The 26,994-nt window shown below is 68.9% G+C and carries 25 protein-coding genes; 13 read left to right on the forward strand and 12 right to left on the reverse strand.

Annotated features, from left to right (window positions below; all coding sequences use genetic code 11):
- Nucleotides 1-104 precede the first annotated feature (104 nt).
- Entirely contained in the window at nucleotides 105-647 is a 543-nt protein-coding gene (locus C6569_RS03815) for a thermonuclease family protein (protein WP_106747592.1), read from the reverse strand.
- Between the two features lie 145 nt (nucleotides 648-792).
- On the opposite strand from C6569_RS03815, the gene C6569_RS03820 reads away from it, so the two are divergent.
- The 3 genes from C6569_RS03820 to C6569_RS03830 all read left to right on the forward strand — a co-directional run bounded on the left by C6569_RS03820 (nucleotide 793) and on the right by C6569_RS03830 (nucleotide 3,742).
- The gene (locus tag C6569_RS03820) at nucleotides 793-2,400 is read left to right on the forward strand and encodes a sensor histidine kinase (protein ID WP_245898224.1); all 1,608 of its coding nucleotides are present in this window, start codon (nucleotides 793-795) and stop codon (nucleotides 2,398-2,400) included.
- Between the two features lie 90 nt (nucleotides 2,401-2,490).
- Nucleotides 2,491-3,102, forward strand: coding sequence for a glutathione S-transferase family protein (locus C6569_RS03825; protein WP_106747594.1), 612 nt, complete (start codon nucleotides 2,491-2,493; stop codon nucleotides 3,100-3,102).
- Nucleotides 3,065-3,742 carry a uracil-DNA glycosylase family protein gene (locus C6569_RS03830; RefSeq protein WP_106747595.1) on the forward strand — a complete coding sequence of 226 codons (678 nt, stop codon included), beginning with the start codon at nucleotides 3,065-3,067 and terminating at the stop codon, nucleotides 3,740-3,742. The genes C6569_RS03825 and C6569_RS03830 overlap by 38 nt, the downstream gene beginning before the upstream one ends.
- A gap of 12 nt (nucleotides 3,743-3,754) precedes the next feature.
- Here the strand turns inward: C6569_RS03830 and C6569_RS03835 are convergent, their stop codons facing one another.
- A complete protein-coding gene (locus tag C6569_RS03835) occupies nucleotides 3,755-4,627 on the reverse strand; it encodes an NAD(P)-dependent oxidoreductase (protein WP_106747596.1) in 873 nt (290 codons plus the stop codon).
- Nucleotides 4,628-4,874: 247 nt separating this feature from the next.
- Here C6569_RS03835 and C6569_RS03840 point away from each other — a divergent pair, with 247 nt between their 5' ends.
- Nucleotides 4,875-5,963 (forward strand): TRAP transporter substrate-binding protein, encoded by a 1,089-nt coding sequence (locus C6569_RS03840; protein WP_106747597.1) that lies wholly within the window; start codon nucleotides 4,875-4,877, stop codon nucleotides 5,961-5,963.
- Between the two features lie 152 nt (nucleotides 5,964-6,115).
- Entirely contained in the window at nucleotides 6,116-6,949 is an 834-nt protein-coding gene (locus C6569_RS03845) for a dienelactone hydrolase family protein (RefSeq protein WP_106747598.1), read from the forward strand.
- A 9-nt stretch (nucleotides 6,950-6,958) separates the two neighbouring features.
- On the opposite strand, the gene C6569_RS03850 is transcribed toward C6569_RS03845, so the two are convergent.
- The 7 genes from C6569_RS03850 to moaA all read right to left on the reverse strand — a co-directional run bounded on the left by C6569_RS03850 (nucleotide 6,959) and on the right by moaA (nucleotide 15,334).
- Nucleotides 6,959-8,137, reverse strand: a complete 1,179-nt coding sequence (locus C6569_RS03850) for a patatin-like phospholipase family protein (protein WP_106747599.1) — start codon at nucleotides 8,135-8,137, stop codon at nucleotides 6,959-6,961.
- A gap of 94 nt (nucleotides 8,138-8,231) precedes the next feature.
- Nucleotides 8,232-10,115 carry a TRAP transporter large permease gene (locus tag C6569_RS03855; protein ID WP_106750886.1) on the reverse strand — a complete coding sequence of 628 codons (1,884 nt, stop codon included), beginning with the start codon at nucleotides 10,113-10,115 and terminating at the stop codon, nucleotides 8,232-8,234.
- 149 nt (nucleotides 10,116-10,264) lie between these two features.
- Complete coding sequence (locus C6569_RS03860) at nucleotides 10,265-10,873, reverse strand: TRAP transporter small permease subunit (protein WP_106747600.1); 609 nt, start codon at nucleotides 10,871-10,873, stop codon at nucleotides 10,265-10,267.
- A gap of 369 nt (nucleotides 10,874-11,242) precedes the next feature.
- The gene (locus C6569_RS03865) at nucleotides 11,243-12,178 is read right to left on the reverse strand and encodes a DMT family transporter (RefSeq protein WP_106747601.1); all 936 of its coding nucleotides are present in this window, start codon (nucleotides 12,176-12,178) and stop codon (nucleotides 11,243-11,245) included.
- Entirely contained in the window at nucleotides 12,175-13,320 is a 1,146-nt protein-coding gene (solA, locus tag C6569_RS03870; RefSeq protein WP_106747602.1) for an N-methyl-L-tryptophan oxidase, read from the reverse strand. The genes C6569_RS03865 and solA overlap by 4 nt, the downstream gene beginning before the upstream one ends.
- A 97-nt stretch (nucleotides 13,321-13,417) precedes the next feature.
- The gene (locus tag C6569_RS03875; protein WP_106747603.1) at nucleotides 13,418-14,074 is read right to left on the reverse strand and encodes a hypothetical protein; all 657 of its coding nucleotides are present in this window, start codon (nucleotides 14,072-14,074) and stop codon (nucleotides 13,418-13,420) included.
- Nucleotides 14,075-14,308: 234 nt separating this feature from the next.
- The gene (moaA, locus tag C6569_RS03880; protein ID WP_106747604.1) at nucleotides 14,309-15,334 is read right to left on the reverse strand and encodes a GTP 3',8-cyclase MoaA; all 1,026 of its coding nucleotides are present in this window, start codon (nucleotides 15,332-15,334) and stop codon (nucleotides 14,309-14,311) included.
- Nucleotides 15,335-15,490: 156 nt separating this feature from the next.
- Between moaA and C6569_RS03885 the strand changes: the two genes are divergently transcribed.
- The 3 genes from C6569_RS03885 to C6569_RS03895 all read left to right on the forward strand — a co-directional run bounded on the left by C6569_RS03885 (nucleotide 15,491) and on the right by C6569_RS03895 (nucleotide 18,040).
- Nucleotides 15,491-15,895, forward strand: a complete 405-nt coding sequence (locus C6569_RS03885) for a gamma-butyrobetaine hydroxylase family protein (RefSeq protein ID WP_106747605.1) — start codon at nucleotides 15,491-15,493, stop codon at nucleotides 15,893-15,895.
- A gap of 19 nt (nucleotides 15,896-15,914) precedes the next feature.
- Entirely contained in the window at nucleotides 15,915-16,895 is a 981-nt protein-coding gene (locus C6569_RS03890; RefSeq protein ID WP_106747606.1) for a hypothetical protein, read from the forward strand.
- Between the two features lie 152 nt (nucleotides 16,896-17,047).
- Complete coding sequence (locus C6569_RS03895; protein ID WP_106747607.1) at nucleotides 17,048-18,040, forward strand: Bug family tripartite tricarboxylate transporter substrate binding protein; 993 nt, start codon at nucleotides 17,048-17,050, stop codon at nucleotides 18,038-18,040.
- 30 nt (nucleotides 18,041-18,070) lie between these two features.
- Here the strand turns inward: C6569_RS03895 and C6569_RS03900 are convergent, their stop codons facing one another.
- The gene (locus tag C6569_RS03900; RefSeq protein WP_106747608.1) at nucleotides 18,071-18,421 is read right to left on the reverse strand and encodes an antibiotic biosynthesis monooxygenase family protein; all 351 of its coding nucleotides are present in this window, start codon (nucleotides 18,419-18,421) and stop codon (nucleotides 18,071-18,073) included.
- A 176-nt stretch (nucleotides 18,422-18,597) separates the two neighbouring features.
- Between C6569_RS03900 and C6569_RS03905 the strand changes: the two genes are divergently transcribed.
- The 3 genes from C6569_RS03905 (at nucleotide 18,598) to C6569_RS03915 (ending at nucleotide 21,409) form a co-directional block, all read left to right on the forward strand.
- Nucleotides 18,598-18,999 (forward strand): SH3 domain-containing protein, encoded by a 402-nt coding sequence (locus C6569_RS03905; protein ID WP_106747609.1) that lies wholly within the window; start codon nucleotides 18,598-18,600, stop codon nucleotides 18,997-18,999.
- Nucleotides 19,000-19,222: 223 nt separating this feature from the next.
- On the forward strand, nucleotides 19,223-19,855 hold the full coding sequence (locus C6569_RS03910; protein WP_106747610.1) for a LysE family translocator: 633 nt from the start codon (nucleotides 19,223-19,225) through the stop codon (nucleotides 19,853-19,855).
- 18 nt (nucleotides 19,856-19,873) lie between these two features.
- A complete protein-coding gene (locus C6569_RS03915) occupies nucleotides 19,874-21,409 on the forward strand; it encodes an ArnT family glycosyltransferase (protein ID WP_106747611.1) in 1,536 nt (511 codons plus the stop codon).
- A gap of 147 nt (nucleotides 21,410-21,556) precedes the next feature.
- On the opposite strand, the gene C6569_RS03920 is transcribed toward C6569_RS03915, so the two are convergent.
- Nucleotides 21,557-23,029 carry an NAD-dependent succinate-semialdehyde dehydrogenase gene (locus C6569_RS03920; protein ID WP_106747612.1) on the reverse strand — a complete coding sequence of 491 codons (1,473 nt, stop codon included), beginning with the start codon at nucleotides 23,027-23,029 and terminating at the stop codon, nucleotides 21,557-21,559.
- A gap of 150 nt (nucleotides 23,030-23,179) precedes the next feature.
- On the opposite strand from C6569_RS03920, the gene C6569_RS03925 reads away from it, so the two are divergent.
- Nucleotides 23,180-23,860: an HAD-IA family hydrolase gene (locus C6569_RS03925; protein WP_106747613.1), complete on the forward strand. Its 681-nt coding sequence runs from the start codon at nucleotides 23,180-23,182 to the stop codon at nucleotides 23,858-23,860.
- Nucleotides 23,861-24,040: 180 nt separating this feature from the next.
- A complete protein-coding gene (locus C6569_RS03930) occupies nucleotides 24,041-25,735 on the forward strand; it encodes a methyl-accepting chemotaxis protein (RefSeq protein WP_181313898.1) in 1,695 nt (564 codons plus the stop codon).
- A 3-nt stretch (nucleotides 25,736-25,738) separates the two neighbouring features.
- Here the strand turns inward: C6569_RS03930 and C6569_RS03935 are convergent, their stop codons facing one another.
- Entirely contained in the window at nucleotides 25,739-26,896 is a 1,158-nt protein-coding gene (locus C6569_RS03935; protein WP_106747615.1) for an OpgC family protein, read from the reverse strand.
- Nucleotides 26,897-26,994: the final 98 nt, after the last annotated feature.

Here is a 26,994-nt window from a genome sequence, read left to right on the forward strand (position 1 = left end):
CGGTCACGAGACGCATCGCTCGCCGAAGCACTTTCCGCCAACATGGTTAACGCAAGGTTACCCGCGCCCGAAACTGGTACGATCAGAAACATTTAGCGGTCGCGTCAGCTCTGTGGAGCGGCCCCGCCGCGGTGGCGGTCGCGCCACTCGCGCGGGCGGATGAACTCCCCGGCCCAGAGGCCACGCCTGGCTGCCCGGGCCATGGCCTCGTCCTGGTAGTAGGCCCCATAGGCCACGGCATGGCCGGCGAGGACCTGTGCCCTGCCGAGATCGACGTCCTCCGCCCGGCACAGTGCCACCGTCCTGCCGTAGCGGTCGATGTCGCGTTGCTCGCAGGTCACCGGCTGTCCGGCCACCATGGCGATGAGGGCGCGGGCCGAGTCCCGCCCGCACCGCACCTCGCGTCCCTCCCGGCTGCAGCGCTGGAACAGCTCCGGCGCGTCGATCCCGTGGAGGCGCACCTCGATGCCGGCGACCACGAGGCTGTCGCCGTCGACGATGCGCGCATAGCCGCCGAAGCTTCGGCGCGCCTGCGGGCCCTGCAGGGCGTGGCGGATCGCCAGAGCCGTCACCGCGGCCACGGCGATGAGCAGCCACAGGAAACCTGTATTGGGCCGCAGGCTGCGGAAACGGGAGAAGCGCAGCATGGACTGGCCGAAGAGGAGGTGGAATCAGGGACGAGACAGGATGTTCATGGTTCGTTTACCATGGATCTCGACCTCCCGTTAATCAAGCTCTGCCACATTTCGGACCGGAAGTGGCGTTGCGTTGGAGAGGTGCCCCGGAATGGGCGTGAGTGCGGCAGACGGACGGCCGGACGACCGGCAGGCCGAGAGGGCGCGCGAGCAAGCCCAGAGCCGCAAGCGCGTCGTCCGTCAGGTGCGCGACGCCCGCGACCGCCTCACCTCGACCACAGGCACGAAGCGCTCGTTCGAATACGAACTGATGCGCGTCTTCGCGCACAACAAGCAGTCGGCCGGATTCGCCGTAGCGCTCATTGCGCTGGCCACCGGCTGGGTCGCTGGCTGGGCGACCAACCCCGCCCTCGGCGCCGCGGCCGGCCTGATCATCCTCGTCGCCCACGGTTTCTGCATTCTGATGGCGCGGTCTTTCCAGAAGGTCGCTCCCGACAAGGCGGATCTCGCCTCCTGGCGCCTGCGCTTCGTCATCGCCGAGACCATGCTGGGTCTCGCCTGGGTCCTGGCCTTCATCGTGGTCATGCGCACCCAGGTCGCCGAGGCGAGCAACTTCCTGCTCGTCGGCATGCTGATCGTGGTGGCCGTCTCGGCGATGATCGGCTCGACCCTGCCGGTCGCGGTCTTCGCCTCCTCGCTCCCCGTCGCGGCCACGGTGATCGCCTATTTCCTGCTGCTCCACGGCATGCAAGGAGCGGTGCTCGCCGCCATGGCGCTCGGAACGCTGCTCTTCTTCGCCATCATCTCGGCACGGCTCTACCAGACCAATCTCGCCACCATCGAGGCCCGCGCCGAGAAGGACGCTCTGATCGGCGAGCTGGAGACGGCGAAGACCAATTCCGACGAGGCGCGCCGCAACGCCGAGATGGCCAATATCGCCAAGTCGCAGTTCCTCGCCCAGATGAGCCACGAACTGCGCACGCCCCTCAACGCCATCCTCGGCTTCTCCGAGGTGATGAAGGGCGAGATGTTCGGCCCCCATTCCTCGCCGCAATATGCCGAATATGCCGGCGACATCCATTCCTCGGGCCAGCATCTCCTCTCGCTCATCAACGAGATCCTCGACCTCTCGCGCATCGAGGCCGGCCGCTACGACCTCAACGAGGAGGCGCTGACCCTCGCCTATGTGGTGGAGGACTGCCACCACCTGCTGAAGGTGCGCGCCAAGAACAAGGGCGTCACCATCGTCGAGCGGTTCGAGCCGGACATGCCGAAGCTGTGGGCCGACGAGCGCGCTATCCGGCAGATCGTGCTCAACCTCATGTCCAACGCCATCAAGTTCACCCCGACCGGCGGCGAGATCACCCTGAAGGTCGGCTGGACGGCCTCGGGCGGGCAATATGTCTCAGTCAAGGACACCGGCGCCGGCATTCCCGAGGACGAGATCCCCATCGTCCTGTCCAATTTCGGCCAGGGCTCCAACGCCATCAAGAACGCCGAGCAGGGCACCGGGCTCGGCCTGCCCATCGTGCAGGGCCTGGTGTCCATGCACGGCGGCACCTTCACGCTGAAATCCACCGTCCGCATCGGCACCGAGGTCACCGTCACCTTCCCCGCCGAGCGTGTCATGGAGGCGCTGCCGGCCATCGCCAGCCCGCCCGTCGCCGCCCCCGTCGACATTCCCATGGCCGAGGAGCCGGCGCCCGCCGCCCAGGTGCAGAATGTCGGGGCTCTGCGCCGGGCCCTGTTCGGTCCGGGACGCTGACGCCATCCCCCGTCCTGCCGGCTTGACCCTCGCCGGAAGCTGATGTGCGGTTACACGATAATAAGCCGGACTGACCGTGGGACGCCTGCCATGAAGCTCTACGACACTCCGCTCGCCCCCAATCCCAGGCGCGTCCGCGTCTTCCTGGCGGAGAAGGGCATCGACATTCCCAAGGTGACCATCGACCTCGGCAAGATGGAGCAGAAGTCGGAGAGCTACGCCGCGGTCAATCCGCGCCAGCGCACGCCCGCCCTGGAGCTCGACGACGGCTCGGTCCTGTGCGAGTCCATCGCCATCTGCCGCTACATCGAGGCGCTCCATCCCGAGCCCAACCTGTTCGGCCGCACGCCCAAGGAGATCGGCGAGATCGAAATGTGGTCGCGCCGGGCGGAGCTGAACCTGCTCGCCACCATCGCCTCCGCCTTCCGCCACCTCCACCCGGCCATGGCCGCCATGGAGGTCCCGCAGGTCAGGGAATGGGGCGAGGTGAACAAGGGCCGCATCGTCGACGAGCTGGCCTTCCTTGACCGCCAGCTCAAGGGACGCGACTTCGTCTGCTGCGACCGCTTCACCAATGCCGACATCACCGCGATGATCGGCGTCGACTTCCTCAAGCCGACCCGTGTCGCCGTGCCGGACGAACTGGTCGACCTGAAGCGCTGGCATGCCGCCATGGCTGCCCGGCCCAGCGCCAAAGCGTGATATCCCACGGGGCGTGGACAGTCTCGACGCCCTCGAACCCGCCATCCGCGCCTGCCGCATCTGCGTGGAGCGCCCGTGGGGCGCGCCCTTGCCCCACGAGCCGAGACCGGTGGCCTGGCCCTCGGCCACGGCCCGCATCCTGGTGGCGGGACAGGCGCCGGGGACCCGCGTCCATGCCTCCGGCCGGCCCTTTACCGACCCGTCCGGCGACCGGCTGAGGTCGTGGATGGGCATCGACGCGGCGACCTTCTACGACCGCTCGCGCATCGCCATCGTGCCCATGGGCTTCTGCTTTCCCGGTCTCGACGCCAAAGGCGGCGACCTGCCGCCGCGCCGCGAATGCCGCGCGGCCTGGCACGACCGGCTGATGGCGGCGATGCCGCAGGTGGATCTCATCCTCGCCGTCGGCGCCACGGCCCAGGCCTATCACCTCGGCCGGCTCGGTCTGGGTCATCTGGCAGGGAGAACGCTGACCGAGACGGTGGAAGCCTGGCGCACCATCAGGAGCGCCGGCACGGGGCCGGCCGTCTTCGTGCTGCCCCATCCGTCATGGCGCAACTCGGGATGGCTGAAGCGCCACCCCTGGTTCGAAGAGGACCTGCTGCCGGTCCTGCGGACCGAGGTTGCGGCGCGGCTCTGAGGCCGCGCGCCCTCATTTGCGCTCGAGGCGGGCGAAGAGGCTGGAGGTGTCCCAGCGGCCGCCGCCCATGGTCTGCACCTCGCCGTAGAACTGGTCGACGAGGGCGGTGACGGGCAAGGTGGCGCCGTTGCGGCGGGCCTCGGCGAGGCAGATCGACAGGTCCTTGCGCATCCAGTCGACGGCGAAGCCGAAGTCGAACTTGTCCTGGTTCATCGTCTTGTGGCGGTTCTCCATCTGCCAGGAGCCGGCGGCGCCCTTGGAAATGACGTCGACGAGCTGCTCGATGTCGAGACCGGCCTTGCGGGCGAAGTGCAGGCCCTCCGACAGGCCCTGGACGAGGCCGGCGATGCAGATCTGGTTGACCATCTTGGCGAGCTGGCCGGCGCCGGGCCCGCCGAGCCGACGGCAGGCGCGCGCGAAGGCCATGATCACCGGCTCGGCGCGGGCGAAGTCGGCCTCCTCGCCGCCGCACATGACGGTGAGCACGCCGTTCTCTGCGCCGGCCTGGCCGCCGGAGACCGGCGCGTCGACGAAGCCGATGCCGAGCGCCTTGGCCTTCTGCTGCAGCTCGCGGGCCACGTCGGCGGAGGCGGTGGTGTTGTCGACGAAGACGGAGCCCTTCGCCATCGCCTGGAAGGCGCCCTCCGAGCCGATGGTGACGGCGCGCAGGTCGTCGTCGTTGCCGACGCAGGCGAAGACGAAGTCCTGGCCGGCGGCGGCCTCCTTCGGCGTCCTGGCGGCCGTGCCGCCGTGCTGGGCGACCCAGGCCTCCGCCTTGGCGAAGGTGCGGTTGTAGACGGTCAGGTCATGGCCGCCCTTGGCCTTGAGGTGGCCGGCCATGGGATAGCCCATGACGCCGAGACCGAGGAACGCGACTTTCGCCATGAGAAGCTCCGCTGGGATGGCTTGAGGGACGCTTACCATCCCCGTGGCGGGCGCGAGGTCAAGCCTCCCCGGTAGGTCTGCCGGGCGGGCGGTAGGCAGATACGTTCAAATACCTAGCCATGCAAAAAGCGTAAAACTGCCAATCCGCAATGCTGGCATGCGTCTGTGAATTGTGGTTGTGTCCGCCTCACGAGCCCGGCCAACGGGCCGCATTTTCCACAGCGGGACCTTTAGGGAGAACAAGCTCATGGAGCGCCGCACATTCATCAAGACCGCGTCGGTTGCCGCCGCCGCGTCCGCCGTCGCCGCCCCGGCGATCGCCCAGACCGCTCCGGAAGTGAAATGGCGCCTGACGTCGTCCTTCCCGAAGTCGCTCGACACCATCTACGGCGCCGCCGAGATCTTCTCGAAGGCCGTCGCGGAGATGACCGACAACAAATTCCAGATTCAGGTCTTCGCCGCCGGCGAAATCGTGCCCGGCCTGCAGGCCATGCAGGCGGTGCGCGACGGCACTGTCGAGGCCTGCCACACCGCGTCCTACTACTATGTCGGCATCGACCCGACATTCGCCTTCGGCACCGCGGTGCCCTTCGGCCTCAACTCGCGCATGCAGGACGCTTGGCAGTTCCAGGGCGGCGGCATGGAGCTGATGAATGCCTTCTACGCCAAGCACAACATCCACGCGATCCCGGCCGGCAACACGGGCTGCCAGATGGGCGGCTGGTTCCGCAAGGAGATCAAGACGGTCGCCGACCTCAACGGCCTGAAGATGCGCATCGGCGGCTTCGCCGGCCGCGCCCTCCAGAAGCTCGGCGTCGTGCCCCAGCAGGTCGCCGGCGGCGACATCTATCCCTCGCTGGAGAAGGGCACGATCGACGCGGCGGAGTGGGTCGGTCCCTATGACGACCAGAAGCTCGGCTTCAACAAGGTGGCGCCGTTCTACTACTATCCCGGCTGGTGGGAAGGTGGGGCCATGCTCCACAACATGTTCAACGTGGCGAAGTACAATGCCCTGCCGTCGAGCTACAAGGCGATCCTGCTCAACGCCTCGCACCACGCCAACACGTGGATGCAGGCGCGCTACGACGCCCAGAACCCGGCGGCGCTGCGCCAGCTGGTGGCTGCCGGCACGCAGCTCCGCCCCTTCTCGCTCGAAGTGCTGGAAGCCTGCCTGAAGGCGGCCAACGAGGTGAATGCCGAGACGGCCGCCCAGAACGCCGACTTCAAGAAGGTGCTCGACTCCACCATGGCCTTCCGCGGCGAGCAGTATCTGTGGTGGCAGGTCGCCGAATACACCTTCGACACCTTCATGATCCGCGCCCGCGCCCGCGGCTGACGCGCCTCCCCACCCGGCAACAGGTCCCGGCGGAGACATCCGCCGGGACCTTGTCGTTTTCCGTCGCCCCTTCGCCAAGGCCGCTACACCCCGGGCACCGGCGCGCCTATGCTCGGCGTCGTCGCCATGAGAATGACAGACGGAGCAGGGACATGCGGAAAGCGTGCGCGGTGGCTTTGGTTCTCGGCGCCTGTGCGCAGCAGGCGCCCGCCTTGGCGCAGCAGGTGGTGCAGTTTGCCAACGCCTCGGGCGTGTCCATCACCGCGCGGATGATGGTGCCGCCCGGCCCGGGGCCTTTCCCGGCGGTGATCGCCCTGCACGGCTGCGGCGGCAGCACCAACCGCCGCGGCGAGCTCGTCCCGCGCGAGCGCGACTGGGCCGAGCGCTGGGTCGCCGCGGGCCACGCGGTTCTTCTGCCCGACAGTTTCGCCTCCCGCGGCCTCGGCTCCCAGTGCACCGCTGCGGAGCGTACGGTCCGCCAGAGCATCGAGCGGGTCGAGGACGCGATGGCGGCTCGCGCCTTCCTGCAGGCGCGCTCGGGCATCCGCGCCGATGAGCTGACACTGGTCGGCTGGTCCAACGGCGCCGGCACCGTGCTCTATGCCCTGGCCGCGCGGCATCGGCCCGCCGACGGCCGCCCCGACTTCCGCCGCGCCATTGTCTTCTACCCCGGATGCCGCACCGTCGCGGCCCGCGCCATCGTCCCACGCCTGCCGCTCACCCTGCTCATAGGGGAGGCGGATAACTGGACGCCGCCGGGCCCCTGCCGCGACTATGCCGCCATGGCCCGGGCGGCCGGCGCCCGCGTCGATCTCGTGACCTATCCCGGGGCGGTCCACGGCTTCGATGCGCCGGACATGCCGATGCGCGAGCGCCGCGGCCTCGCCTTCACCGCCGACGGTTCGGGCCGGGCGATGGTGGGCACCGATCCGGCTGCCCGCGCCGATGCCATCCGCCGTGTGGAGGCGCTCCTCGCGGGGCGCTGAGGACGACCGTCAGCGGCGATAGCCCGGCGGCTGCTTCAGCCAGGGCTGGTTGGAGCGGATCTCGTTGCGGCCGAACTCGAACAGCGCGTTCATATAGGCCGGCTCGAACGGCTTCTCGTAGGGCACCGTGAAGCGGCTCGAAATATAGGCGAGGTTGAAGTCCACCCGATCGCGCTGGGTGACGAGATACATCCGGTAGATGTCGCCGATGGCGTTCGAGGTGATCATCGTCGAGATGGAGCGCGCGGCGATCTGTACGAGCCCCCGCTTGACCTCCTCGCTCAGCTCCTGGGTCCGGCCGTTGCGGATGATCCAGGCGACGCGCGGCACGCGGCGCGTGGCGGCCGGCGCGAGGCGCATCGGCGCGTTGCTCGGATAGAGGAAGACCTGGGTCGTGGCGCCGCCGTCGACATGCATCTCCTGGCGGCGTGTCCCTCCCACCATCACGTCCATCATGACGGGCGGAAAGGCGCCGGGGATCGAGGCGGAGGCGAGCAGGATGTCGCGGATCGCCTGCACCCTCGCCGGATGCGGGCTCGCAGCGATGGCGCCGATGTTCCAGGCGATGGGCTGGCCGAGGTCGAGATTGGTCGTGCCGATCAGCAAGACGCGGCCCTTGCGATATTCCTGCGCGATTTCCTCCACCATCTCCGGCGTCACGTAGGTGGCGATGAGATTGGCGAGAGGCCGGCTGTCGGCAACGGAATCGCTGCCGAGGATGGTCAGGATGGGCAGGATCTGGGCGATGTTGTCGCGCTGGACGGTGGTGTAGACCGCCTTCAACTGTTCGTCATAGCGGCTGCCGAGGAAGGCGAAGGGGGCGGTCAGCGCGCCGGTGGAGACCCCCGTGACGAGGCGGAACTGCGGGCGGTCGCCGCGCTCGGTCCAGCCGTAGAGCAGACCGGCGCCGAAGGCGCCGTTCTCGCCGCCGCCGGAAATCGCTAGCAGGTGATCGGTGCCGGCGGCGCCCGCCATCTGCCGGCGCCGCTCCGCCGCCGCATACATGGCCCCGAGCGCGGCGGGATCGCCGGAGAGCGAGAACCGCGCATCGGGAATGCCGAGGAAGGTCGCCTCGTGGCTCTCGTGCCGCGGCACCGACGGAAGCCGCGGCTGCGTGGCGCAGCCTGCCACCAGGAGCGCGATGCCCAGCGCGGCCGTTCGGAAGACATGGGTCAGGGGGAAGCTCATGGATCACTCCGCGAGCCTTTTCGATACCTGTCCGCCGAACGAGCGTCTAGGGCGGAGAAGTAACGGGCCGCAACTCACGTTACGGCCCGGTAAATCAGTTGCGGGGAGCGGCGGGAGGCTCAAGGCCGGGCGGCGGGCCGCCGAGGCCGGGAGGCGCCCCGAGGCCGGGAGGGGCTCCCAGGCCCGGCAGACCGCCGGGCGTATCCATATTGGGCAGGCCGCCGCCGAGGCCCGGCAGGTCGATGCGGATCTCGACCTTGGACGGATCGACCGTCGAGGCCGTGCCCTTGTAGTGCAGCACCATGCCCGGGAAGATGATCACCAGCGCCACCATGATGCACTGGATCACCACGAAGGGCACTGCACCCCAGTAGATCTGCATGGTGGTGACGGGCTCCATCTTGAGGCCCGTGATCTTGTCCGTATAGGCCTCCTTCGGCGCCACGGAGCGCAGGTAGAACAGCGCGAAGCCGAAGGGCGGGTGCATGAAGCTCGTCTGCATGTTCACGCCGAGCATGACGCCGAACCAGATGAGGTCGATGCCCAGCTTCTCGGCCGCCGGACCGAGCAGCGGCACCACGATGAAGGCCAGCTCGAAGAAGTCGAGGAAGAAGGCGAGCAGGAACACCATGATGTTGACGACGATCAGGAAGCCGACCTGGCCGCCCGGCAGCGAGACGAGAAGGTGCTCGACCCAGACGTGGCCGTTGACGCCGTAGAAGGTGAGCGAGAAGACGCGGGCGCCGACCAGGATGAACAGCACGAAGGCCGACAGCTTGGCGGTGGACTCGCTCGCCTGGCGCACCAGGTCCCAGGTCAGTCTGCGCTTCATCATGGCGAGAATCATCGCGCCCGCCGCGCCCATGGCGCCGCCTTCGGTCGGCGTGGCGAGGCCGATGAAGATGGTGCCGAGGACGAGGAAGATGAGACCGAGCGGCGGCACCATGACGAAGGTGACCTGCTCGGCGATCGGCGAGATCATCTTGAAGTTGCCGAAGCGCTCCACGAGACCGACGAAGATCGCATAGGCGAAGCCGAAAGCCGCAGCTTCCGCGATCAGCGACCAGGTGGCGTAGCCGCCCTGCCTCAGGAAGACGTAGGCGACCATCAGCGCCGCCGTCATCGCGACGGTGAGGATCAGCCGCCGGGCACCGAAATAGTAGTTGCAGACCACGGCGATGAAGGCGACGAGCACCGCCACCGACATGGACAGGATGACGAAGTCCGCGCCGCCCCGAACCGTGGTCTGGTTCATGATGAAGACCGCGACCAGCGCCGAGAAGAGCACGAGCACGCCCAGCTTCCAGGTGCCGCGCTTGCCGTCGTCCTGCATGTAGAGCAGCGCTTCCTTCGGCAGGCCCGGCGCGTTCTTCGGCTGGGTCATGGTGACGAGGAAGACGTAGCCGGCATAGAGCGCCGACAGCACCATGCCGGGCACGAAGGCACCCTCGTACATGTCGCCGACCGAGCGTCCGAGCTGGTCGGCCATGACGATGAGGACGAGCGAGGGCGGGATGATCTGCGCAAGTGTACCAGACGCCGCGATGACGCCTGTCGCCAGGCGGCGGTCATAGCCGTAGCGCAGCATGATCGGCAGCGAGATCAGGCCCATCGAGATGACCGAGGCGGCAACGACGCCGGTCGTGGCGGCCAGCAGCGCGCCGACGAAGATGACGGCATAGGCGAGACCGCCGCGGATCGAACCGAAGAGCTGGCCGATCGTGTCGAGCAGGTCCTCCGCCATGCCGGAGCGCTCGAGGATGAGGCCCATGAAGGTGAAGAACGGGATCGCCAGCAGCGTGTCGTTGTTCATCGTCCCGTAGATGCGCTCGGGCAGCGCCTGCAGGAAGTTCGGCTGGAACAGGCCGAGCTCGATGCCGATGATCGCGAAGAACAGGCCGTTGGCGGCGAGCGCGAAGGCAACGGGGTAGCCGAGCAGCAGGAAGAAGACGAGGGCGACGAACATGACCGGGGCCATGTTGGCGCGCACGAAGTCGCCGAGGCCGGAGCCGGTCGCGGCCTGGGCTGGCTCGGCGAAGAGGGCGAGGGCGAGAAGGGTGAGGGCGGCGGCGGCGAGCGCGCCCGACAGGGAACGGCGGATGGTCACTTGATCTCTCCCGGTACGCGTCACTTCTTGGCCGCGTCGAGAAGGCCCTGGGCCTTCGCGACTTCGAGCAGGCGGGCCGCTTCTGCTTCCGCCATTTCGTGATGGCCGCCGCCATGCACGTCCTCGAGTTCGCCGCGCATGATGGCGATGCGCTTGATGAGTTCGCTGATGCCCTGGAAAAACAGGAGCACGAAGCCCGCGACCACCAGGAACTTGGCCGGCCAGACGACGAGGCCGCCGGCATTCATCGACTGCTCGTTCTGCAGGTAGGACTTCAGGAAGAACGGCCAGCTGTCATAGAGCAGCAGGATGCAGAAGGGCAGCAGGAACAGGGTGTGGCCGACGATGTCGATCCAGTTGCGCACCCGCTTCGGGAACAGGCTGTTCACCACGTCGATGCGGATGTGTTCGTTGGCGAGCAGGGTCCAGGCCGCGCAGAGCATGAAGACCGCGCCGAACAGGTACCACTGCGCTTCGAGCCAGGCGTTCGACGAACTCGAGAACACCTTGCGGATGACGGCGTTGCCGGCAGAGATGACGACCGCCACAAGGATCAGCCAGCTTGCGGCCTTGCCGATATAGGTATTGACCGTGTCGATGACGCGGCTGATCGAAAGCAGTCCCTGCATGCCGAGTAGACTCCCCTGGAAGGCCATGACCTCACGGGGCCGCTCGTCGGGACCTGTCGGTCCGGTCGACGCGTACGCGGCGGAACCTCCGCCGCACGAGGCGAAATGAAACGTATCTCGCGACTGGCTGCGTCCGCCGCGTCACCGCGGCCCGCCATGTCCCTCGATCGCCCACCTGCCTGTCCCGCTGACCGGCCCCGCTGTTCTTGTGCAGTGGCCGGCTCGACGCCGAAACGTCGCGGCTTCTCTATGCCACGGCCGCGCAGCATACAACAGGGGCGACACGGAAGATTCAAACCGGAATCCCCCGGTTCCGCGCAATGAACCGGACCCTTCCGGCCGCCCTGCGACATCTTCTCCCATCAGTCGTCAGGGCAGGGTGGCCTGAGCCTCCACCTTCGAGCTGCGCACCCGCAGCCGCACCCGCTCGCGGTGTAGCGTGTAGAGGCCGGCGCCGACGATAAGGGCGATGCCGACCCAGCTCGTCGCATCCGGCCATTCGCCGAAGACCGTGATGCCCGAGACGATGGCCCAGACCATGACCGAATAGCGGAAGGGCGAGACGAGCGAGACCTCGACGCCGCGGAAGGCGAGGATCATCGCGTGATTGCCCACGACGACGACCGTCGCCGCCGCCAGCAGCAGGCCGAGATGGGTCGGGCTCGGCGGCACCCAGGACTGGAACGGGATCATCGCCGCCCCGAAGGCCGCGACGGTGACGCATGTGGTCAGCGTGATGACGATGGTCGGGATGCGTGGATCGATGAAGCGCGTGACCATGTCGCGGACGGCGCAGAAGACGACACTCGCGAGGGCCATGGCGGTCGCCGAGCCGGCGACGAAGCCCGCCCCGCCGGGCTTCACCACCAGCAGCATGCCGAGGAAGCCGGCGGCGACCGCCGACCAGCGCCGCCATCCCACCTGTTCCTTCAGCAGCGGTCCCGACAGCGCGGTGATGAGCAGCGGCGTGATGAGGAAGATCGCGGTGATGTCGGCGATCGGGATGGAGGCGATGGCGGTGATGAAGAGGAACGCGACGACCGCCTCGAGCCCCGCCCGCGCGGCAACCAGGGGCGAGGTCACCTTGCCGATGGCGTTCAGGTGGCCGGCAGCCACCAGCCAGGCGAAGACCATGATCGTGGCGAAGCCGCCGCGGATGGCGATGATCTCGCCCGAGGGCAGGTCGGCCGCCACCAGCTTCACCAGCGTGTCGTTGGTCATGAAACAGGCCATGGCCGTGCACATGGCGATGATGCCGCGGCGGTTGGCGCCGCTCTCGACCGCTGGGGAGGCGAGGGGGGTCACCCTGCACCTCCATTCGCGAAGCGGGCGAGGCGGAACAGCGACAGGTCGTGCATGCTGTGTCCCGTGGTGGCGAGGTCGGCGAGCACCTCGCCCATGACGCTGGCGAACTTGAAGCCGTGGCCCGAACAGGGTGAGGCGACGATCACCTGCGGCAGGCCCGGCAGGGTGTCGACGACGAAATGCTCGTCCGGCGTGTTGGTGAAGAGGCAGCAGCGCAGCGCCAGGGTCGGGCCGTCGGCTTCGGGAAAGACCTCGCGGACGACGGCCCGCAGGGCGGCCTCGTCGGCGCGCGTGGGCTCGCGCGACAGGGCGTCGGCGTGGCCGCTCTCCTTCAGGTGGTTGTAGAGGCCGATCTTGAAGCCCGGCACGCCGAAGACCGGGAATTGGTAGCAGGAGCCGAGCCGCGTCTCGACGATGGAGACGGGAAAGGCCCCGAGCGCAAAGGGCGCCGGTTTCAAAGGCTGGAACCAGCCGAGCACCTGGCGCTCCGGCACGGCGAGGCGGGCCAGTTCCGGCACGTGGTCGCCGATCCAGGCGCCGGTCGAGAGGATCAGCCGCTCCGCCTCGTAGGTGCCGCGGGTGGTGGTGACGCGCACGCCGCCGCCGGCCGTCGGCTCCCAGCCCGTGAGCGCCTCGCGGCCGTGGATTTCCGCTCCTGCCGCCAGCGCCATGGCGACATGGGCGACGATGGCGCGCTCGCTCATGACGAAGCCGGCATCGGCCTGGAAATTGGCGACGTGCCCCTCGGCGAGGCGATAGGCCGGAAAGCGGCGCGCCGTCTCGCCCGCGTCCATGAGTTCGTGCGCGAGGCCGTGCTCCCGGCAGGCCGCGAGCGAGCCGCTCACGACTCGTCCGTCGGGGGGACCGGCGTCGAGCCCGCCCGTGACGTGGAGAAGCTGCTCGCCGAAGGCCGTCTCCGTCTCGCGCCAGAGCTCATAGGCCCGGCGCAGCAGCGGCACGTAGAGCGGATGCTCGAAATAGGCGAGGCGGATGATGCGGTTGACGCCGTGGGACGAGCCCATGGCGTGAGGGATGTCGAAGCGCTCCAGCCCGAGGACCCGGCGGCCGCGCCGCGCGAGCTGATAGGTCGCGGCCGAACCCATCGCGCCGACGCCGGCGACGATCACGTCATAGTGGGCCACTTCGGCGCTCCGGTCGTTTCGTCCCTTCGCCCCTGCTACCCCCCGCCGGCGTGGCGGTCGAGAGCCGCTTCGTCGCACCAGCCCCGCGAGGGCCGGGTCACTCCACCGCCTGGTGGTAGCTGCGCTGGACGTCCTGGCGGATCCGTTCGAGCACGATGGTGCTGGAGGCGGGTTTCTCGGCGGCGCGCACCTGCTTCTGCGCCGGCTTGGGCTGCATCTCGTAAGGTGCCGTGTCGCCGCGCATCTGGACGGCCATGAGCGACACCGTCATGGCGAGATCCACCGCCAGGATGGCGCCGAGCACGATGATCCAGTGAGCCGGCGACAGGAAGCTCCGCCGACGCTGCGGCTCCGCCGCCGCCGGCGGCTCGGTGTCGCCCTGCGCCGCGGCTGCGGACCTCGGATCCTGCGCCTCGAAGCTCGGCCGGTAGCTGCCGGGAGCCATCCGGATCCTCAGCGGATCGGCGGCGCCCGGCCCGGCATAATAGAGATCGAGCGCGTTGCGCAGCCGCATCGCCGCCACCCGCACCGTCGAATCGCGGTCCGGATTGAACTCGGGCGGCCGCCCGAGCGCCTCCACGGCGATCGTGTAAGCCTTGATCGAGCGGTCGTCGCCGGCCAGCGTGCGCTCGACCACATAGGTGAGGATGGTCGCTGGAACAGAGCCGGCGGGGACGAAGGAGGAATCGGTGATCCGGCGCAGGGCCTCCCGCACGAAAGCGGGGTCGGGCTGCGGCGAAGATGCGGATGTCATCGCGGATGCCTCAGGACAGAGCGTACGGGCGCTCGGTAACGCCGCACGACGGTGATCGGAGATGAACGGGCCCGCCGCAATATGATCCGCCAATGCGATCCGCCCGAAACAGGGCTTAAGCGGGAGGAATGCGGCTGAAAAGCGGCGTATTCCGCAACGTCACGTAACGCCAAGGGTATTTTTTGCAATGAAGTCAGAATCTTGCGGTCGTTCGTAGGCGAACGACATGATCTTTCACCCGCCGGTCATGCTCATGTGGCGGGAGACGGCGGGCTGGCGGGTGCGGCGGTCGATGACGAAGTCGTGGCCGCGCGGCTTGCGGGCGATGGCGCGGTCGATGGCATCGGACAGGAGGTCGTCCGCCTCCGAGGCCCGAAGCGGCGCCCGCAGGTCCGCGGCGTCGTCCTGGCCGAGGCACATGTAGAGCGTGCCGGTGCAGGTGATGCGCACCCTGTTGCAGCTCTCGCAGAAATTGTGGGTCATCGGCGTGATGAAGCCGATGCGCCCGCCTGTCTCGGCCACCTCAACGTAGCGGGCCGGGCCGCCGGTGCGATGCTCGCTCTCGCTGAGTGTCCAACGCTCGGCGAGGCGGGCGCGCACCAGCGACAGCGGCAGGTACTGCTCGAGGCGCGAAGGCTCGATGTCGCCGAGCGGCATGACCTCGATGAACGAAATGTCCATGCCCTTGCCGTGCGCCCAGGCGACGAGGCCCTCGATCTCCGCCTCGTTGACGCCGCGCAGCGCCACGGCGTTGATCTTGACGTGGATGCCGGCCGCCAGCGCCGCGTCGATGCCGCGCAACACCGCGTCGAGATCGCCCCATCGGGTGACGGCACGGAATTTCGCGGGATCGAGCGTGTCGAGCGAGACGTTGATGCGCCGGACGCCGCAGGCCGCGAGGTCGGCCGCGTGGCGGGCGAGCTGCGACCCGTTGGTGGTGACGGTCAGCTCGTCGAGGGCGCCGCGGTCGAGATGGCGCGACAGCGACCGGAACAGCGTCATCACATCCTTGCGGACGAGGGGCTCTCCGCCGGTGAGGCGCAGCTTGCGCACGCCCTTGGCGATGAAGGCCGAGCACAGCCGGTCGAGCTCCTCCAGGGTGAGGAGGTCCTTCTTCGGCAGGAAGGCCATGTTCTCCGACATGCAGTAGACGCAGCGGAAATCACAGCGGTCGGTGACGGAGACGCGCAGATAGTCGATCGAGCGCCCGAAGGGATCGATCATCGGCAGCGGTTTCGTCGTCGCGGCACTGTCGAACATGCGCTTCTCCGGGACGCGCGCCCAGGGAAGGCGTCGTCTCATCCATCTATTTAGGCGCCAAACCGCCGGCCGTCACCCCTGCGGCGTTGAAGATGGCGACGGAACAGTCTACCTCTCCGGACCGTCCTGCGACACGTCTCAGACCAGGAGGTCCGGATGACGGACATCAGCGCCGTTGAGAGCGCGACCGGCCGGCACCACGCCTGGCCGACCGAACTCCGGCTCTCCGCCGACCGGCGGAGGCTGACGGTCAGTTTCGACGACGGGCACATTTTCGCCCTCGACGCCGAATATCTCCGGGTGGAGAGCCCCTCCGCCGAAGTGCAGGGGCATTCGCCGTCGGAACGCAAGTTCGTCGGGGGGAAGAAGGACGTCCAGCTGATCGGCATCGATCGGGTCGGGCACTATGCGGTCCGCCTGACCTTCGACGACATGCATTCCTCCGGCATCTATTCATGGGACTACCTGTATGAGCTCGGACGAGACCACGACGCGACCTGGACCCGCTACCTCGACGGCCTCGCCGCCGCCGGCGCCTCCCGCGAACGCCCCGGCCGTTGAGCTGGCCGCGGACGACCGGGTGAAGCTGGACGAGCTCTCCGCCGCGCTGGAGGGCTTTACCCTCGACCGCCCGGATCCGCCCTTCGCCGCGCCCGGCAAGGAGGCGGCGGCCGCCGCGCCCGTGGTGCTCGAGCCTCTCGTGGTGCCCACGCCCTCCGACGCACCCGATCCGGTCGCCGCGCCTCTCCCGCCCTCCGCCGACGCCGCGCCCGAGGCCCCGGCACCGGCCGAGCCGGTTCCCGCCCCGGACCCCGTCCTTGCCGACACCGCCCCCGCGATCGTTCCCCCGCCGCCTCCCGTTCCCGTTCCCGCTTCCTCCCTGCCCACGAGTTCCACCGCCATGGTCCCCTGGATCGAAACCAAGCAGTTCACCGTCGATCTCTTCCCCAACTGGACCAAGACGGAGGGCGACAAGGAGTGGAGCCTCGGCGCGGTGACGGTGGACGTCCCCGAGATCACCTCACGCCTCGACCAGCTGATCGCCTCGCTCAACGAGGACCAGTGGGAGATCAAGATGGTGGTCCCGCTCGACAAGAGCCTGACCTATCACGAGCACCAGAAGGTGGTGCGCGCCGGCAACCGCCGCGAGCCGGAAGCCGTGCTCGGCGCCTTCGGCCTCGGCTGGGCCGCCGGCACCACCGCCTCGCTGCTCGTCGTCTGCCAGCGCACCGAGTGGCTGGAAGCCTCCGACTATCGCAGCCGCATCGACGCCCGCAACGCCCGCCTCGCGGGTGCCCAGCGGGAGCGTGACCGCGCCGTCGCTCTCGAGCACAACGCCGCCGTGAACGCCAAGATCACCGCCGCCCAGGCCGTCCTCGACGACCTCAAGACCAACGGCGTCAAGGTGAAGAAGTCCGGCTTCCTGCGCGGCGAGAAGTTCGTCGTCGACGGCGCCGAGTTCACCAACCGCACCGAGGCCGAATCGGCCCTGCGCGCGCGCATCGGCGAACTGGAGGCGGATCTCGCAGCCCTGCCGCGCCAACTGAAGCCCATGCCCTGAAGGCGCGCCGCGGCGGGACCGTTTCCGGTCCCTCGCCGTGCCCCGCCACCCGTCCTCCCCTGCGGCAGCCTTGGCGGTTGCGCACCGGCGATGCCGTGCTAGGGTCCCGTCAAAAGACGGGGCGAGCCCGCGCATTCAATTCAGGAGGACTTATGACCAAGGCTATCGACAGGCGTACTGCGCTTGGAATCGCGGCAGGAACGCTGGCCGTCCCCTTCATCGGCACCAAGGGCTTCGCCCAAAGCTATCCGGCCCGCCCCGTCACCTGCATCGTGCCTTTCGGCGCCGGCGGCTCGACGGACGTCATCGGACGCATCGTCTGCGAGAAGCTCACCCAGAAATTCGGGCAGAGCTTCGTCATCGAGAACCGCGCCGGAGCCGGCGGCAACGTGGGTGTCGCGGCGATCGCCCGCGCCCAGCCGGACGGCTACACGATCGGCATGACGACCATCTCGACCCACGGCATCAACCCGAACCTGTTCGGCGAGCGCCTGCCGTTCAAGCCCATGGACGATTTCGAGTTCATCGGCCTGTCCTCGTCGCAGCCCAACTTCCTCTGCATCCACCCGTCGATCCCGGCCAACAACCTGGCCGAGCTCATCGCCTACCTGAAGGCCAATCCGGGCAAGGAGAACTTCGGGTCCTCCGGCATCGGCACCTCGATCCACCTGTCGGCCGAGCTCTTCATGCAGCTCACCGGCACGCGAATGACGCATGTGCCCTTCCGCTCGTCGGCGGCCCTCGTGCAGGGGCTCATCACCGGCGAGGTCAAACTGTCCTTCGACAATTTCACCTCGCCCTTCCCGCATTACAAGGCCGGGGCCATCCGCGGCATCGCCGTCACCTCGGCGACGCGGGCTGCCATCGCCCCCGAAATTCCGCCGCTGAACGACACCCTGCCTGGCTTCGACATCACGTCCTGGAACGGTTTCGTCGCGCCGAAGGGCACGCCGAAGGAGATCGTCGAGGCGCTGGAGAAGGCGCAGATGGAGGCGCTGAAGGATCCGGCCGTCATCAAGCGCTTCGAGGAGATGGGCGCTGCATCCATCCCCTCCACCGGCGCCGAGATGCGCCAGAAGGCCGTCGCCGAGATCGCCAAATTCAAGACGATCATCGACAAGGGCAACATCAAGCTGCAGAACTGACCGCCTGTCGGCGGAAGGCCGCCACCGCGCTCAGGCGCGGTGGCGCTCCCGGCTGTCATCCGGCGCCTGGTCCCTGTTCTCCGTCATGCCGTAGTCGCGCAGCACCGCCGCGACCCGCAGGCGATATCCCGCGAACATCCCGTCCCGCCCCGCCGCCTGCGTCGCCCGGTGCATGGCGTGGTTACGCCAGGCTTTCACCGCCTCCTCGTCGCGCCAGAACGACAGCGACAGCAGCTTGGCGGGATTGGTGATGCTCTGGAACCTCTCCACCGAGATGAAACCGTCCATGGCTTCCAACTGCGGGCGCAGGCGCGCCGCGTGGTCGAGATAACCGGGCAGGGCCCCCTCGACCGGTGTCACCTCGAAGATCACCGCGATCATGGCCTGTCTCCCGTTTCTGTCCCAGGGGTGCTTAAGGCAGTTCGCCTCTCCTGTCAGGCGCGTCGGCGGCCGTTCCGGCGCGTCGCGCCACACTGTCGCGGGAACCCCGCATCCCGCGCTGTGTTGGTGAGGCAGGATATTTTTTCGGGGCAGGGGCTCGCGGAAAGGAGATCACGATGAAAACGACACTCACTGCCGCCGCCATGGTCGCCGCCCTCGGCGTTGCGCCTGCGCTCGCCAGGCCGGCCATGGTGGAGACCGATCTCAACGTGCGCGCCGGCCAGGGCACGAGCCACCCGGTCATCAGCGTATTGCCGGAGGGAACCGTTGTCGATGTGCGGGGTTGCGGCGACGGGTGGTGCTACGTGCCTGAGCTCGGCGGCTATGCCAGCGCGTCCTACCTGCAGCCCGTCCGCGGCGGCGCGATGCGCCCCCAGCGCCGCGCGCCTTATGCCGGTCCCATGGCCTACGACCCGGTCTGGCGTGACGGCTACTATGATGATCCCTACGTCCACGGCGGCGGGATTGGCTTCAGTTTCGGCACCCCCGGCGTCCATATCGGCGGCTGGCGCTACTGACGCGATCCCTGCCGGGTGACAACCGGCCATAACGGGGACGATGGACGCGGATGATTTTGCCGGTTTCTGTCCGCGGCAGCAACGCATAGGCATGCGTGGCATCTAACCCGTTCCCGGCAGGCGGCCCGCCGCTCTCCGCAGAGGAGGGCGGCGGGCCTTTCGCTTGAGCCCCGCCGCTGCGCGTGCTCCGCTGACGGCGCCTGCTCTCCGCGCGAGTCGCCCCATGACCATCGGCCTCTTCTTCGCTACCCTCGTCGCGGCGATGATCTACGTGCTCACGCCCGGGCCCGCCTTCCTCGCGCTCTTCGCTCTGGCGGCGAAGGAGGGGCGGCTCTCCGGCACCTGGTTCGTCACCGGCCATCTCGTCGGCGACGTGCTGTGGGGAACGCTGGCGCTCGCCGCCATCGTCGGCGTCAACCAGCTCGGGCCGCTGCTCTTCGAGATCCTCGGCCTCCTCTGCGGTGCCTACCTCATCGTCCTCGGCGTGAAGGCCCTGGTGGCGAGGGAGGCCGCCGGCACTGCCGTCATCGGCAGCCGCCATCCCCTCCTCGCCGGGCTCGTCTTCGGCGTCACCAACCCCAAGGCCTATCCCGTCTCCGTCGCCATGTTCACCGTGCTGGTCGGCCACTATTCCGGCCTTCTCACCTGGGACCTCGCGCCTCTGGTCATGCTGGTCGCCTTCTTCGGCTTCGTCCTCGCCGACATTGTGCTCGTGGCGGTGGCGGGCCTGCCCGCCGTGCGCCGCTTCTTCATGACCCACGGCCTCGTCGTCACCCGCCTCGTCGGCCTCACCTTCGTGCTCTTCGGCGCCAAGTCGGTCTCCGATGCGGTGCAGAGCTATCGCCAGCGCGCCTGATCGGCTAATCCCGCGGCCATGACGGCAGCGCCCGGCGACAAGCCCTTCTCCTTCCTTCCCGATGATCCCGCGCGGGCCGCGCTGGCGCTCGTCCTCGGCTTCACCCTGCTACGTGTCGCCTTCGCCGCGCTGCTCGGCTTCGGCGTCGACGAAAGCTACACGCTGGGACAGGCACGGCGCCTCGCTCTCTCCTATTTCGACCACCCGCCGCTGCATCTCTGGCTCGCCCATGCCTCCATGGCGGTCTTCGGCACGACATGGGCGGTACGCTTGCCGTTCATCCTCCTGTTCGCCGGCACGTCCTGGCTGCTCTTTGCTCTGACGCGCCGGCTCTTCGGCGGCTGGGAGGGGGTGTGGGCGGTGCTGGCGCTCAACGCCTCGCTGTTCTTCCTCGCCTCCCCCGGCACCTGGATCGTCCCCGACGGGCCGTTGCTGTTCTTTCTCACAGCGGGCATGGCGGCCCTGGCGCGGCTGTTCTTCCCCTGGGAGGGGGAGACGCCTTCCGCCTGGATCGCCTGGACACTCGCCGGCTTCTGCTTCGGGTTCGCCGGCCTGTCCAAATACTCCGCCGTCTTCGTCGTGGCGGGGCTGGCGATCTTTCTTTTCGCCACCCCGCACCGGCGCTGGCTCGCCCATCCCGCCCCCTATGCGGGGGCGCTCGTCGCGGTTTTGGCGATCTCGCCCGTCATCGTCTGGAACATCGCCAACGACTGGGTCTCCCTGCGCTTCCAGGCGGGCCGGGGCGGCGGCCGCGGTCTAACCCTTTCCGCCTTCGCGCAGATGCTCGCGGGACAGTTCGTCTGGCTGGCCCCCTGGATCGCCGTGCCGCTCGCCACCATCGCGGCGCAGAACCTCGCCCGCCTCAAGGACGAGCGCCGCCTGTTCCTCATGGCCCTGGCGGCGCCCACCATCCTCTATTTCACGCTGCAGTCGCTCTGGTCCGGCTGGGCGCTGCCGCACTGGCCCATGCCCGGCTGGTTCTTCGCCTTCCCGCTGCTCGGCGCCTGGATGGTGGCGAACCCCGCCGCCAGCCCCTCGCCGCACGCCTGGGCGCGCTGGAGCACGGCGCTGGCGGTCGTCCTCGCCCTCGGCATCGGGACGCTCGGCGCGACGGGGCTCCTGACGCGTCTCGGCGTGCCGTCCCGCGCCGACCCCACCCTCGACGCCTTCGACTGGACCGCGCTGCGCCCGATCCTCGCCGCGCGGGGCGTTGCCCGCGGCAGCGGGCCGGTGGTCGTCGGCCTCACCTGGAACGAGGGCGGCAAGATCGACCTCGCCGTGGGCGACGCCGCCGATGTCATGGTGATCGGCCCGGACCCGCGCGGCTTCGCCTTCCGGCAGGTGCGGCGCGCCTATCAGGGGGCGGATGTCCTCATCGTCGCCCTGGCGGGCACCTGGGCGCGCCAGCAGGCGGCGCTGCAGGGCCAGTTCGCCGTCATCGGTGAGCCTGAGCGCCTGTCCATCGGCCGTGGCGGCCGTCCGGAAATCGACCTCGTCATCGTCCCCGCCCGCGGGCTGAAATCGCTGGCGCCAGTGAGCCTTGCGGCGCGCTGAAGGGCTCTCGTGATGTCGCATGCCCCACCCGCACCCTCTCCTCGCGGGTGCGAGGGTAGGGTGCGGGTAGGGCCATCCGGGTCTCGGGACAAACAAAGGGGCGGCGCCTCGCGACGCCGCCCCCTGTCGAACCCCGGATGAACCGGCTTACTGGATGCCGCCGAGCATCATCAGCTTGATCTCGACGAACTCGTCGAGGCCGTAGTGCGAGCCCTCGCGCCCCAGCCCCGATTCCTTGACGCCGCCGAAGGGCGCCACGTCGGTGCCGACGAGGCCGGTGTTGATGCCGACCATGCCGTATTCCAGCGCCTCGGCGACGCGGAAGATGCGGCCGATATCGCGGCCGTAGAAGTAGCTGGCGAGACCGAACTGGGTGGCGTTGGCGAGCTCCACCGCCTCCTCCTCGGTCTTGAACCGGTAGATCGGCGCCAGCGGGCCGAAGGTCTCCTCGTGCGTCACCATCATGTCGGTGGTGACGCCGGAAATGACCGTCGGCTCGAAGAAGGTCTGGCCGAGGTCGGAGCGCTTGCCGCCGGTCTCGACCTTGCCGCCCTTGGCGATCGCGTCCTTGACGTGCGCCTCGACCTTGTCGACGGCGGCAGGCTTGATCAGCGGACCCTGGTCGATGCCGGCCTCGACGCCGTTGCCGACCTTCAGCGCCTTCACCTTGGCGGTGAACTTGGCGACGAACTCGTCATGTACAGCGTCCTGCACGAAGATGCGGTTGGCGCAGACGCAGGTCTGGCCCATGTTCCGGTACTTCGAGACCATGGCGCCCTCGACCGCCGCGTCCACGTCGGCGTCATCGAACACGATGAAGGGCGCATTGCCGCCGAGCTCGAGGCCGACCCGCTTCACGGTGGAGGCCGCCTGCGCCATCAGCAGCTTGCCGACCGGCGTCGAGCCTGTGAAGCCGATGAAGCGCACCGTCGGGTGCTCGCACCAGACCTTGCCGATGGGGGCGGCGTCGCCGGTGATGATGTTGAGCACACCGGCTGGAATGCCGGCGCGATGCGCGAGCTCGGCGAGCGCCAGCGCGGTCAGCGGCGTCTCGGGGGCCGGCTTCACCACCATGGTGCAGCCGACCGCGATGGCCGGCGAGCATTTGCGGGTGATCATCGCCGCCGGGAAGTTCCACGGCGTGATGGCGGCGCAGACGCCGATCGGCTGCTTCTGCACGAGGATGCGGTGGTCGGGCCGGTGCTGCGGGATGATGTCGCCGTAGACGCGGCGCGCCTCCTCGGCGAAGAACTCGACGAAGGAGGCGGCATAGGCCACCTCGCCCTTGGCCTCCGCCAGCGGCTTGCCCTGTTCGGCGGTCATGATCAGGCCGAGATCGTCGGTGTTGGCGATCATCAGGTCGAACCATTTGCGCAGGATGTTCGAGCGCTCCTTGGCGGTTTTCTTCGACCAGAGCTTGAAGGCCTTGCCGGCGTGCTCCACCGCCTCGGCGGCTTCCTTCGCGCCGAAACGCGGCACGTGGCCGATGGTCTGGCCGGTGGCCGGGTTGATGACGGGATCGGTGGGCGTGCCGACCCATTCGCCGTTGACGTAGCACTGCGACTTCAGGAGCGTCGGGTCCTTGAGCGGCAGCGGCGTGGTCTTCAGGGGCGCGTTCATCGGGGCCTCCGGGGCTCGTGATGGGGAGGCGGGCTTTCTATCACCGGCCCGCCGGCCATGCACCCCGCGCGCCGGCACGGCAGCCAAACGTCAGGTGACTTTCCCGCCCAACTTCGGCATGACCTGCCGCACGCACAGGGAGAGCCCGGCATGGCCGCCGCCACCATCGTCTTCGATCTCGACGGCACGCTCGTCGACACCCATCCCGACCTCATCGGCACGCTCTCCTGGCTGCTGGAGGAGGAGGGGCTCGACGCCATCGACCTCGAGGCGGCCAAGAAGCTCATCGGCCACGGCATGCGGCCGATGGTGGAGAATGCGCTGAAGCTGAAGGGCAGGGGCTTCGACAAGGCGGAGGTGGACGCCGTCTTCGCCCGCTACATCGCGGTCTACGAGACGCGCCTCACCCGCGAGAGCCGTCCCTTTCCCGGCATGCTCGACGCCCTCGACCGGCTCGCCGACCAGGGTATGACGCTGGCGGTCTGCACCAACAAGGTCGAGCGTCTGGCGAAGAAGCTGCTGGACGAACTCGACATGTCGCGCCGCTTCGCCGTCATCGCCGGCGCCGACACCTACGGCGTCCGCAAGCCCGATCCAGGCCACCTGCTGATGACGCTCAGGGACGCCGGCGGCGACCCGGCCCGCGCGGTCATGGTGGGGGATTCCGACACCGACATCCGCGCCGCGCAGGGGGCCGGCGTGCCGGTCGTCGCCTATTCCGGTGGCTACACCGCCATTCCGTTGGCGAGCCTCGACCCCGACGTCATCATCGACCACTACGACGTCCTGCCGGAGACGGTCGGCCGCCTGCTCTCTTCTCCGAAGGTCTAAGGAGGCGCGGCGTCCCGCCCGCCGATACGGTTAAGCGGCCGTTTACTCTGTTTCGCGATAATTCCCGCAATCGTCCCGTCAATAGACGCGGAACAAGAGGGAACGCCGATGGACTTTGGCCTGACGCGCAAAGCGCGCCATCCGGCGGCGGCTGCGTCCGCGGAGCCGCCGCCGGATGGCGTGCCGGATCCGGCTGCCGAGGTCGCGCGCCTGAAGGCGGAGATCGCCCAGATCCGCGACACGATCGGCCTCGTCGAGTCCGATCTGATGAAGGTCATCGCCGACGTCTCCCATTCCGCCGATGACGTCCACGAGGGCACCGTGGCCGCCAGCCGGGCGCTCGCCGCCATCCGCGAGCGCTCGCGCGCGCTGGACCGGCTGGCCGCCGGCGCCTCCGAAAATTCGCGCCAGCTCGCCGCCGCCACCGAGGAGTTCGGCGAGAGCGCCGCCGAGATCGGCGACCGCGTGCGCCAGGCCACCCGCTTCACCGAAGAGGCCATCCAGGCGGCCGGCCACGCTTCGCTCAGCGTCGACGGCCTGCGCGCCTCCTCCACCGAGATCGACCAGGTGGTGGCGCTGATCGCCAAGATCGCCCGCCAGACCAATCTCCTCGCCCTCAACGCCACCATCGAGGCGGCCCGCGCCGGCGAGGCGGGGCGCGGCTTCGCCGTCGTCGCCACCGAGGTGAAGGGGCTGAGCCTCGAAACCCAGCGCGCCACCGACGAGATCGCCCGCCGCATCGCCCAGTTGCAGGCCGATTCCCAGGCCTCCATCGCCGCCGTGCAGCAGATCGCCGGCGCCGTCGAGGCGATCCGGCCGGTCTTCGCCACCGTCGCCGACGCGGTGGAGCAGCAGGTCGCCACCATCGGCGAGCTCTCCCGCTCCGCCGGCGACAGCGCCGCCTTCATCGCCAATGTCGCAGCGGGGGCCGGTGCCATCGACCAGGCCGCCGTCGAGGCCGAGACGACCTCGGACGAGGCGGACAGGGCCGGACGTCAGGCCAAGACACTGACGGAGAAGCTGCGCTCGCGCTTCACCATCTTCCTGCGCCAGTCGGAGGTCGGCGACCGCCGGCGCCACGACCGTCTGCCCGTCGAACTCGCGGTGCAGCTCTCGGGCCCGCAGGGTGAGCTGCGCGCCAAGACGCTCGACATCTCCGAGGGGGGCATGCTGCTGGCGGCGGGCGAGGCCGATCGGTTGCCGGCCGGCGCCACCGCGACCGCCTCGCTCGCGAACATTCCCGGCCTGCGCATCCGGGTGGTCGCGAGAACTGCCCTCGGCACCCATTGCGAATTCGTCGCACCCGACGAGGCCGCCCGCGTCGCGCTGGCGGCACGGATCGCCGCCCTGCGCGAGGCCGATGCGGTGCGCATCGACCACGTGGTGAAGGCCTCCGCGGAGATCAGCCGCGCCGTCGAGCAGGCCATCGAATCCGGCCGGCTGTCGCGCGACGATGCCTTCGACAACGATTATGTCCGCATTCCCGGCACCGACCCCGTCCAGTTCTCCACGCGCTATCTCAAGGTCTTCGAGGACGTCCTGCCGCCCATCCAGGAGCGCTGGCTGGCGGTCGACAAGCAGATGACCTTCTGCGCCGCCGTGGATCGCAATGCCTATCTGCCGGTGCACAACCGCATCTATTCGCATCCGCAGAAGCCGGGGGACCCGGTCTGGAACGCCGCCAACTGCCGCAACAGGCGCATCTTCGACGACCGCGCAGGCCTCTCCGCGGCGCGCTCCTCGCGGCCCTACCTGATCCAGTCCTACGCCCGCGACATGGGCAACGGCGTCACCGTCTTCATGAAGGAGATCGACGCGCCGATCCGCATCTTCGGCCGCCACTGGGGCGGGCTCCGCATGGCCTACCGGCTCTGAGCCTCAGCAGCGCTCGGGCGCAAGCGTCCGGGCCGGCGCCTCCGGCCGGGCCTTGGCGGTGGCAGGTTTCGCCCAGGGCTCCGACTTGAACAGGCGCGCGAGCCAGGCTGCGGCGACGATGCCGGCGAGGCCGGCGAGGTTCACCACCGCCACGGGTCCGGGCGCGTCGCCGAAGACGTCGAGCGCGATGCCGCCGGTCCAGGCGAGGGCGGTGCAGGCGAGGAAGGCCGGCAGCGACTGCGTGCCCACGAGGGTCAGCACCGCCGCGCCGCGGGTCTCCATGAGCCAGCGGGCCCGCTCGAGCAGCGACAGCACGAGATAGGTCAGAGCCAGGAAATGGACGATCCGTACCGGATGGACGTTGGTCCAGGTGTTGAGCGGCAGCAGCGCCGTCTGCCAGTCGACGAGCGCCGGATAGGCGTCGGTGAAGCCCCAGAAGTTGAAGGGGACGGAGACGAGGACGATGGCGGCGGAGGCTGCGACAAGCCGCGGCCGCCCCAGCGCCGGCGGCCTCCACCAGCCGAGCCCGATGGCGAAGCCGAGGAAGAACAGCACCTGCCAGGCGAAGGGATTGAAGAACCAGTGCCCGGCGCTCCCCGAACGGCCGGGCATGGCGAGGCCGAGGACGAGGGCCGCCAGATAGAGCGCTGTGGACAGGGCGAAGGGCGCCGCGGGATGCAGCCGCCGCGCCGCCATCATGACCGGCACCAGCGCCAGCACGACCATGTAGAGCGGCAGGATGTCGAGCAGCATCGGCACGTAGGTGAGCGTCACCAGGGCGCCGAGCGCCTGGGCGGGCGCGGCGAAGACATGGGCGAGGGCGCGCATGGCGTGGCTCTCCGCCGGCGCGAGCAGCACGGTGATGCCGGCAAGCGCCACGAACAGGGCGAGATGAGCCCAGTAGAGCTGCCAGATGCGCTGGACGATCTTGAGGCTCGCGGGCCCGAAGCCTGCCGTCCCATAGCTCCGCCCGAAGGCCATGGCGCTGGCGAACCCCGATCCGAAGACGAAGAGTTCGGTGGCCGAGGAGAATCCGAATCGCGCGGGAATCCAGGCGAGCCATGGGTTCTGCGGCATGTGGGCGACGAAGATGATGAGCATGCACAGGCCGCGGAAGACGTCGAGGCGCGGATCGCGGGGGCGCTTGGGCGGCGTGGTCATGGTGGGCTCGCGGGTCGCTGGCACTGTCGTGGATACGCGGACGCATCGACGGCCGTTACGCGCTGGCGGGCGGCACCGCCGCCGCGGCGTCTCACGCT

The organism is Phreatobacter cathodiphilus, from assembly GCF_003008515.1.
Taxonomy (GTDB): domain Bacteria; phylum Pseudomonadota; class Alphaproteobacteria; order Rhizobiales; family Phreatobacteraceae; genus Phreatobacter; species Phreatobacter cathodiphilus.

What these genes read in the sequence shown, in the direction of transcription:
- C6569_RS03815 (WP_106747592.1), bottom strand. Translation starts at nt 647, where the DNA reads ATGCTGCGCTTCTCCCGTTTCCGCAGCCTGCGGCCCAATACAGGTTTC.
- C6569_RS03825 (WP_106747594.1), top strand. Translation starts at nt 2,491, where the DNA reads ATGAAGCTCTACGACACTCCGCTCGCCCCCAATCCCAGGCGCGTCCGC.
- C6569_RS03830 (WP_106747595.1), top strand. Translation starts at nt 3,065, where the DNA reads ATGCCGCCATGGCTGCCCGGCCCAGCGCCAAAGCGTGATATCCCACGG.
- C6569_RS03835 (WP_106747596.1), bottom strand. Translation starts at nt 4,627, where the DNA reads ATGGCGAAAGTCGCGTTCCTCGGTCTCGGCGTCATGGGCTATCCCATG.
- C6569_RS03840 (WP_106747597.1), top strand. Translation starts at nt 4,875, where the DNA reads ATGGAGCGCCGCACATTCATCAAGACCGCGTCGGTTGCCGCCGCCGCG.
- C6569_RS03845 (WP_106747598.1), top strand. Translation starts at nt 6,116, where the DNA reads ATGCGGAAAGCGTGCGCGGTGGCTTTGGTTCTCGGCGCCTGTGCGCAG.
- C6569_RS03850 (WP_106747599.1), bottom strand. Translation starts at nt 8,137, where the DNA reads ATGAGCTTCCCCCTGACCCATGTCTTCCGAACGGCCGCGCTGGGCATC.
- C6569_RS03855 (WP_106750886.1), bottom strand. Translation starts at nt 10,115, where the DNA reads ATGGCCCCGGTCATGTTCGTCGCCCTCGTCTTCTTCCTGCTGCTCGGC.
- C6569_RS03860 (WP_106747600.1), bottom strand. Translation starts at nt 10,873, where the DNA reads ATGCAGGGACTGCTTTCGATCAGCCGCGTCATCGACACGGTCAATACC.
- C6569_RS03875 (WP_106747603.1), bottom strand. Translation starts at nt 14,074, where the DNA reads ATGACATCCGCATCTTCGCCGCAGCCCGACCCCGCTTTCGTGCGGGAG.
- moaA (WP_106747604.1), bottom strand. Translation starts at nt 15,334, where the DNA reads ATGTTCGACAGTGCCGCGACGACGAAACCGCTGCCGATGATCGATCCC.
- C6569_RS03885 (WP_106747605.1), top strand. Translation starts at nt 15,491, where the DNA reads ATGACGGACATCAGCGCCGTTGAGAGCGCGACCGGCCGGCACCACGCC.
- C6569_RS03895 (WP_106747607.1), top strand. Translation starts at nt 17,048, where the DNA reads ATGACCAAGGCTATCGACAGGCGTACTGCGCTTGGAATCGCGGCAGGA.
- C6569_RS03900 (WP_106747608.1), bottom strand. Translation starts at nt 18,421, where the DNA reads ATGATCGCGGTGATCTTCGAGGTGACACCGGTCGAGGGGGCCCTGCCC.
- C6569_RS03905 (WP_106747609.1), top strand. Translation starts at nt 18,598, where the DNA reads ATGAAAACGACACTCACTGCCGCCGCCATGGTCGCCGCCCTCGGCGTT.
- C6569_RS03910 (WP_106747610.1), top strand. Translation starts at nt 19,223, where the DNA reads ATGACCATCGGCCTCTTCTTCGCTACCCTCGTCGCGGCGATGATCTAC.
- C6569_RS03915 (WP_106747611.1), top strand. Translation starts at nt 19,874, where the DNA reads ATGACGGCAGCGCCCGGCGACAAGCCCTTCTCCTTCCTTCCCGATGAT.
- C6569_RS03920 (WP_106747612.1), bottom strand. Translation starts at nt 23,029, where the DNA reads ATGAACGCGCCCCTGAAGACCACGCCGCTGCCGCTCAAGGACCCGACG.
- C6569_RS03925 (WP_106747613.1), top strand. Translation starts at nt 23,180, where the DNA reads ATGGCCGCCGCCACCATCGTCTTCGATCTCGACGGCACGCTCGTCGAC.
- C6569_RS03935 (WP_106747615.1), bottom strand. Translation starts at nt 26,896, where the DNA reads ATGACCACGCCGCCCAAGCGCCCCCGCGATCCGCGCCTCGACGTCTTC.